7 protein-coding genes and 1 pseudogene are annotated in these 6,269 nt (G+C 74.4%); 5 read left to right on the forward strand and 3 right to left on the reverse strand.

What is annotated here, in order from left to right; genetic code table 11:
• Positions 1-720 (reverse strand): SCO2400 family protein, encoded by a 720-nt coding sequence (locus PV721_RS04635; protein WP_319721497.1) that lies wholly within the window; start codon positions 718-720, stop codon positions 1-3.
• Positions 721-798: 78 nt separating this feature from the next.
• Here PV721_RS04635 and PV721_RS04640 point away from each other — a divergent pair, with 78 nt between their 5' ends.
• Entirely contained in the window at positions 799-1,374 is a 576-nt protein-coding gene (locus PV721_RS04640) for a hypothetical protein (protein ID WP_319721498.1), read from the forward strand.
• On the opposite strand, the gene PV721_RS04645 is transcribed toward PV721_RS04640, so the two are convergent.
• Entirely contained in the window at positions 1,371-2,081 is a 711-nt protein-coding gene (locus PV721_RS04645; protein WP_319721499.1) for a triacylglycerol lipase, read from the reverse strand. The genes PV721_RS04640 and PV721_RS04645 overlap by 4 nt on opposite strands.
• 211 nt (positions 2,082-2,292) lie before the next feature.
• Between PV721_RS04645 and PV721_RS04650 the strand changes: the two genes are divergently transcribed.
• Together PV721_RS04650 and PV721_RS04655 are read left to right on the forward strand one after the other, a co-directional pair.
• Positions 2,293-3,330 (forward strand): rod shape-determining protein, encoded by a 1,038-nt coding sequence (locus PV721_RS04650; RefSeq protein ID WP_030711274.1) that lies wholly within the window; start codon positions 2,293-2,295, stop codon positions 3,328-3,330.
• Positions 3,327-4,814 (forward strand): GAF domain-containing protein, encoded by a 1,488-nt coding sequence (locus PV721_RS04655; RefSeq protein ID WP_319721500.1) that lies wholly within the window; start codon positions 3,327-3,329, stop codon positions 4,812-4,814. Before PV721_RS04650 ends, PV721_RS04655 begins: the two co-directional genes overlap by 4 nt.
• A 15-nt stretch (positions 4,815-4,829) precedes the next feature.
• On the opposite strand, the gene PV721_RS04660 is transcribed toward PV721_RS04655, so the two are convergent.
• A complete protein-coding gene (locus PV721_RS04660) occupies positions 4,830-5,270 on the reverse strand; it encodes an Lrp/AsnC family transcriptional regulator (RefSeq protein ID WP_319721501.1) in 441 nt (146 codons plus the stop codon).
• A gap of 69 nt (positions 5,271-5,339) precedes the next feature.
• Here PV721_RS04660 and PV721_RS04665 point away from each other — a divergent pair, with 69 nt between their 5' ends.
• Positions 5,340-6,086, forward strand: coding sequence for a LysE family transporter (locus tag PV721_RS04665; protein ID WP_319721502.1), 747 nt, complete (start codon positions 5,340-5,342; stop codon positions 6,084-6,086).
• A pseudogene (locus tag PV721_RS04670) lies at positions 6,083-6,269 on the forward strand (hypothetical protein); the annotation flags it as partial. The gene PV721_RS04665 and the pseudogene PV721_RS04670, both read left to right, overlap by 4 nt.

Consider the following 6,269-nt stretch of genomic DNA (forward strand, 5'->3'; position numbering starts at 1 on the left):
TCAGTCGCCCCAGCAGAGCATGCCCAGGAAGCCGCAGTCCTTGGTCGGCGTGGGCGTGGGCTTCGGCGGGACCGGGGGCGGCGGCGTCTGCGCGGTGCCGGAGACGCTCTGGGAGGGCCTGCCCGACGAACTGGGCTGTACGGATCCCCCCGGGCCGGGAGTGCCGGACGCCGGCCCCGACGTCACGGGTGCGGGGGCGCTCGGGCTCGGACCCGGCTGGGTGGCGCCCCCGGAGGGCGACCCGGACCCGGACTTCTTCGTGCCCGCGGGGGCGGCCTTCGCGGTGGCCTTCCCGGAGCCCGTGGGCGCCCCTGCCGTCGGCGCGTCCGGCAGCGGGGCGGGCTGCTGCGGGCCGTCGTCGGTCAGCACGACGGTGGCGGCCCGGTCGGTGCGCTGCCCGTCGGTGGCGATGTGGGCCACCGCCAGGGAGCCCCCGAGCGCGACCGCCAGGCCGAGCCCGATGGTCAGCACGGTCCGGCGGCGCCTGCGGTGCGTGACCCGGCGGCGCGCCCCGGGCCTGCGCTCGTTCGGGGCGGACAGCACGACCAGCGAGTCCGCGAACACGTCGGCCAGCACCGGCGGTGGCTCCGGTGCGGGCGCCGCGGGGGCGGCCTGCGCGGCGACGGGCGCGGCGGGTATCAGGTACTCGGCGGGCGTCCCGCATCCGGCGCACGCCAGTGCGCCGTTGAGGTGCCTCCGGCATGCGTGGCAGTAGTTCATGGCGCCCGCAGGCTACGTGGTGAGCGGCAACATCCGTATTCCGAGAACGTAAGGATCCTGTGTGGAATCGTTCCTTCCATGACTTCCTTCGGTCCCGCCGTCTTCCAGTTGGTGCTGTTGCGGCGGATGTCGGATTTCCAGCCGGAACTCGCCGACGAGGCCCGCCGCCGGCTCGGCGCCTCGCTCGCGGACCAGCGGGAGGCCAACAAGCGCTGGCAGGCGATGGTCAGGTCGCCCCGCTCCCGCGGCGCCCTGGCCCGGTACCGCTCGGTGCTCGGCCCGCCGGAATCCGCCGAGCGCCGCACGATCGGCGATCTGGAGTGCGAGGCCCTGCTGTGGCCGCTGCCGCTCTGGCCGGACCTGCGCTTCGAGGTGCTCGCCGCGCCGGACGGGGCGGTGTGGAACGAGTGGCTGGTGCGCGCCCCGGGCGCGCGGGGACCCGTACTGGAGTCGGCGGACGACCTGCGGCCCTGGTCGGCGACGGTGGACGAGGTGGCACGGGCCTTCGCCCCGGTCCGGCCGATGGAGGGCACCGCCCCCACCCGCTGGCGCCTCGCCTTCGCCGCACGGGGCAGGCCGTGCGTGGCGGAGTTCACCTACGGCCTGCTCCAGCGGGTCGCGGTGGACGGCACCCGGGAACCGGACGGGTCCTAGGAGGCGAGGAAGGCGCGGACGCCCGCCCAGGTGCCGTCGTCGCCGAGCAGGTCGTTGTGCTTGAGGCAGCCGACCGGGGTGTTGGCGGCTCCGGTCAGCGGGACGCTGCCGTCCGGGTTGACCACCTCGTCGCAGGGGGACCAGAAGGTCGCGTACTTCACGGCGCCCGGGGTCTCGTCCCCGCCGTTCAGGTTCTTCACCACGTACGACCCGGGGGTCATGTCCCGGCAGGCCTGGTCCCACAGGGCGCAGGCCCACGCGGTGGAGGTGCCCCGGTTGGGGCCGGCGAGCGACACCCAGTGGTCCACGGCGGCCGTGCCGCCGCCGAACTTCACGTACCAGCGGCTCACGAGCGAGCCGAAGGAGTGCGCGACGACGTCGACGCGGGCGGCTCCGGTGTCCCGGCGGACCTGGTCGACGTAGGCGCCGAGCCGCCCGGCGAGGACCTCGTTGACGGACTGGTGGGTGTCGTAGCCCCAGGAGAAGAGCTCGGAGTCGGCGTACCCGGCGGCCCGCAGGTCCCCGCGCAGGGCTCCCCAGACGCCCGGATCGGCGTTGTAGCCGTGCACAAAGATCACCGGATTGCGCGATGACGCCTGGTCAGAGGCAGCCGCCGGGACCCGGTCGGCGGCATGGGCCGAGAGCGGCGCCGCCAGCGCCAGGCAGAGCGTCAGGAGCACCAGCAATCTCTGTCGGGCCGTCAGCATCGCGTCCCCCTTACCTTGTTACGCGCGAGTAGCGCGTGTAGTCCGCGCATGGTGCTGCCTGTCGGTACAGAAATCCACCCCCATGCACGCGCGCCGCACCCCCGGCCGGAGCAGCCCAACGGGCGGTTAGAGCCAAAAGTCCGAGATGATATGAAAAGTGACCGGCATTTCCGCCGGTCCTCTTGCGTCAGCGCTCTCGGGAGGATCTGCCGTGACCGTCAGTCTTGAGCAGTTGCGCCGCTGCCACGTCGCCGTCGACCTGGGAGCGGCAAGGACCCGCGTGTACGTCAAGGGCGCCGGCCTCGTGGTCGACGAGCCCAGCGTCGCCGCGGTCAACACGCGCACCGGCGCACTCATCGCCGTCGGAACCTTCGCCGAGCGGATGACCGGCCGCACGCCCGACTACATCCGGGTCGTACGCCCCGTCTCCGGCGGCACCGTCGTCGACATCGAGATGGCCCAGCGGATGCTGCGTCACCTCCTCGGCGAGAAGCTGCGGCGCGCCCTGCGCCGCAAGCCCCGGCTGCGGGCCGCCGCCTGCACCCCGCACGACGCGGACCCGCTGGCCCAGCGGGCGACCGTGGAGACCCTCGTCGGGCTCGGCGCCCGCCGCGTCGAACTGGTCGACACCCTGATCGCCGCGGCCGTCGGCTGCGGACTGCCCGTGGAGCAGCCGACCGCGACGATGATCATGGTGTGCGGGGCCGCGGCCACCCAGGTCGCCGTCCTCTCCCTCGGCTCGATCGTCACCGCCGAACGGATCCCGGTCGGCGGCGAGGCCATCGACCACGCGGTCGTCCAGCACCTGCGGCACGCGCACGAGCTGATGCTGCCCAGCCAGGCCGTCCGGCCGCTCCAACTGGCCCTGCACGGCAACGGCATCACCGCCGAGGGGCCGGCCTCCACCCTGATCCACGGCCGCGACGTGGCCACCGGACTGGCACGTTCCGTCCACGTCGACACCGCCGCCGTACGGGACGCCATCCACACCCCGCTGACCGCCGTCCTCGACGGCATCGGCAAGGTGCTGCGGGACTGCCCGCCGGACCTGGTCGCGGACCTGACGGACCGGGGGATCATGATGGTGGGCGGCAGCGCCCTGCTGCCGGGCCTGGACCAGATGCTGCGGGACGCCACCGGGATGCCCGTCGCCATCGCGGAACGGCCGGACGTGTGCGCCGTACTCGGTCTCGGCGCGATGCTCGAAGGGAAGATCGCCCCCATGGTTCTCAACCCGCTGGCCGAATGACGGACTCCGGGCAGGAGCCCGAGGAAGGTCCCGGCGGGAGGCCGGGACGGGAGCAGCCCGGCGAGGAGTTCGGCGCGGGGTTCGACGAGGAGGGGGCGAGCCTCCCGGTGCTGCTGGAGGCCGTCCTCAGCGTCGGCTCCGATCTGGAACTGCACGCCACCCTCCAGCACATCGTGGACTCGGCGACCGAGCTGTGCTCGGCGCGGTACGGCGCGCTCGGGGTCGTCGACCCCGAGCGCGCCCGGCTGACCGAGCTGTTCACGGCCGGTCTGACCGAGGCGGAGCGGGCGGCGATCCCCCGCCTCCCGGACGGGCGCTCCGGGCTGCTCGGAGTCCTCATCAGCGACCCGCGCCCGCTCGTGCTGGACGACCTCGCCCAGGATCCGCGGGCGGCCGGCTTCCCGCCGGGGCACCCGCCCATGCACAGCTTCCTGGGCGTCCCGATCCGGGTGCACACGGAGATCTTCGGCAACCTCTACCTCACCGAGAAGCGCGGCGGCGGCCCGTTCACGGACGAGGACCTCGCCCTCCTGCGGGTGCTGGCCTCGCAGGCGGGCATAGCGATCGGCAACGCCAGGCTGTACGAGACCGCGCGCCGCCGCGAGCGCTGGATCGACGGCGTCGCCGCCTCCACCCACGGGGACCCCGGTGACCTGGTCGGCACCGCGATCGCCCCCGGCAGCCCGGTCCTCACGAAACTCCTCGGCGGCGAGCCGGTCTTCATAGAGGACTCGGCGACGGACCCTCGGATGACCACGCACGTGCGGGAACGTTTCGGCCCGAGCATGATGCTCCCCCTCCAGAGCGGCGGCCAGCTCATCGGCACCCTGGCCCTGCCGCGCGCCCGGGGCGGCCCCCCGTACGACGCGGTGGACCGGCTGCTCGCCTCGCAGTTCGCCTCCCAGGCCGCACTGGCCCTCGTCCTCGCGGACGCCCAGCACGACCGGGAGCAGCTCGCCGTGTACGAGGACCGCGACCGGATCGCGCGCGACCTGCACGACCTGGTGGTCCAGCGGCTCTTCGCCACCGAGATGATGCTGGAGAGCACCCGGCGGCGCGCCGCGAACGCCCCGTCCGGAGACACGGTCGGCGACGCACTCGGCCACGCCGTCGACGAACTGGACTCCACCATCCAGGAGGTCCGCACGGCCATCTTCGCCCTCCAGCAGCCGCCGACCGAAGCCCCGACCACCTTCCGGGGCCGGGTCCTGCGCGAGACGGGCGGGGCGGCCGTCCTGCTCGGCTTCCAGCCGTCGGTGCACTTCGCGGGCGCGGTGGACGCCCTGCTGCCGGATCCGGTCGCGGCCGACCTCCTGGCCGCCCTGCGCACCGCCCTGGCCACGGCTCACCGGCGCAGCGGGGTCACCTCCATCGAGGTGGTGGTGGACGCGACCGCGTCCCGGGTGCGCCTGACGGTGGCGGACGACGGCCGTACGGAGTCGGGCACGCCGGGCGCGCCGGTGACGTGGGAGTCGGCGCTGTAGGAAGCCGGGCGGGGCCTACGGCTGGCCGGTGCGCTTCGCGGCGCGGAGGGCGAGCCGGGTGTTGGACTGGGCCACGCCCGCCTCGCGTTTCAGCTGGCGGAGCAGCCCGTCGAGGGCGGCCGGGTCGGCGGCCCGGGCACGTACGAGGTAGTCGTGCTCGCCGGTCACGTGCACGGCCTCGGTGATCCCGGGGAGCTTGGCGACCTGCCGCTCGAACTCCTCGTTGGTCGTGTCCTGGCGCAGGGTGACGTCGATGAAGACGACGAGCCCGCCGGCGGTGTCGGCCGCAGGATCCACCACGACGGTGAACCCGCGGATCACCCCCTCCCGGCGCATCCTCCGCACCCGGTCGGCGGTGGCGTTGGCGCTGAGGCCGACGCGGACGCCGAGGTCCCGGTACGAGATCCGCGCATCCTGCTGCAGGATGCCGAGGATTTCCCTGTCGAGGCGGTCCATACCGCGATTCTCGCAGCCGGGCCCGATATTCGTGCGCATCCCTCGGGGTCGGCGGCCGACCCTCGCCGTATGAGCGAACTGATGACACCGGCCCTGGCGGGCGCGGTCGCGGGCCTGGGCGTGGCGATGCCGATGGGGGCGATGAGCGTACTGCTGCTCCAGGAGGCCGTGCGGCACCGCCGCACGGCGGTGGCCGCGGCCGCGGGCATCGCGGCGGTCGACCTCGGCTACGCGGCCCTCGCCACCGCCGTCGGCCCCTGGGCGGCCTCCCACATCTCCCCGGTGGAAGCCTGGGTCCGCCTGGCCTCGGCCGCCGTCCTCCTCGCCATCGCGGCCCACGGCCTCTCGTCTTCCACCCGGCCGACCGATCCAGCCCCGCCGGCGCGTGAGGCGCGGGGCCCGGGGCGGAGCCCCGATCCCTCAGCCCCGCCGGCGCTCGAGGCGCGGGGTCCGGGGCGGAGCCCCGGCAGCGGCGGCGCGGCGGCCGGCACGGGTACCCGCACCGGTACGCGCCCCGCGGCAAGGGCGTTCGCGCGCTACGTCGGCCTCACCGCCCTCAACCCCACCACGGCCCTCTACTTCGCAGCCCTCACCACCGCCCAGGGCGCGACCCTCGGCACCGGCCCGGCCGGAGCCGCCTTCCTCCTCGGCGTCGGCGCGGCCTCGCTCCTCTGGCAGCAGGCCCTCGTCGTGCTCGGCTCGCTCGCCGGCACCCGCATCTCCGACACCGCCCGCGCCTGGACCTTCCGCCTCGGCTACGGCCTGGTCGCCGCCTACGCCCTGAAGATCGCCTTCCCCCTCCCGTCCCTCGGGTGAAGGCGATCAGGAGGAGCCGGTCGGGACACCTGGTCCAGCTCGCGGTCCAGTGCCGCGTCAGCCCCTGGCGCCCCGTCATGGTGGTGCTGGGCACCGCCACCACGGCCGTCAGCCTCGACCTGCTCCCGCTCGGCGCACTCTTCTTCGCCGCGGCCCTCTTCCCCCCGACCCGCCCCCTGGACA

The sequence above is a fragment of the Streptomyces sp. MB09-01 genome (genome assembly GCF_033794505.1).
Classification (GTDB): Bacteria; Actinomycetota; Actinomycetes; order Streptomycetales; family Streptomycetaceae; genus Streptomyces.

Excerpts from the sequence above, each read along its gene's own strand:
- PV721_RS04645 (WP_319721499.1), bottom strand. The coding sequence starts at position 2,081 with ATGCTGACGGCCCGACAGAGATTGCTGGTGCTCCTGACGCTCTGCCTG.
- PV721_RS04640 (WP_319721498.1), top strand. The coding sequence starts at position 799 with ATGACTTCCTTCGGTCCCGCCGTCTTCCAGTTGGTGCTGTTGCGGCGG.
- PV721_RS04660 (WP_319721501.1), bottom strand. The coding sequence starts at position 5,270 with ATGGACCGCCTCGACAGGGAAATCCTCGGCATCCTGCAGCAGGATGCG.
- PV721_RS04635 (WP_319721497.1), bottom strand. The coding sequence starts at position 720 with ATGAACTACTGCCACGCATGCCGGAGGCACCTCAACGGCGCACTGGCG.
- PV721_RS04655 (WP_319721500.1), top strand. The coding sequence starts at position 3,327 with ATGACGGACTCCGGGCAGGAGCCCGAGGAAGGTCCCGGCGGGAGGCCG.
- PV721_RS04665 (WP_319721502.1), top strand. The coding sequence starts at position 5,340 with ATGAGCGAACTGATGACACCGGCCCTGGCGGGCGCGGTCGCGGGCCTG.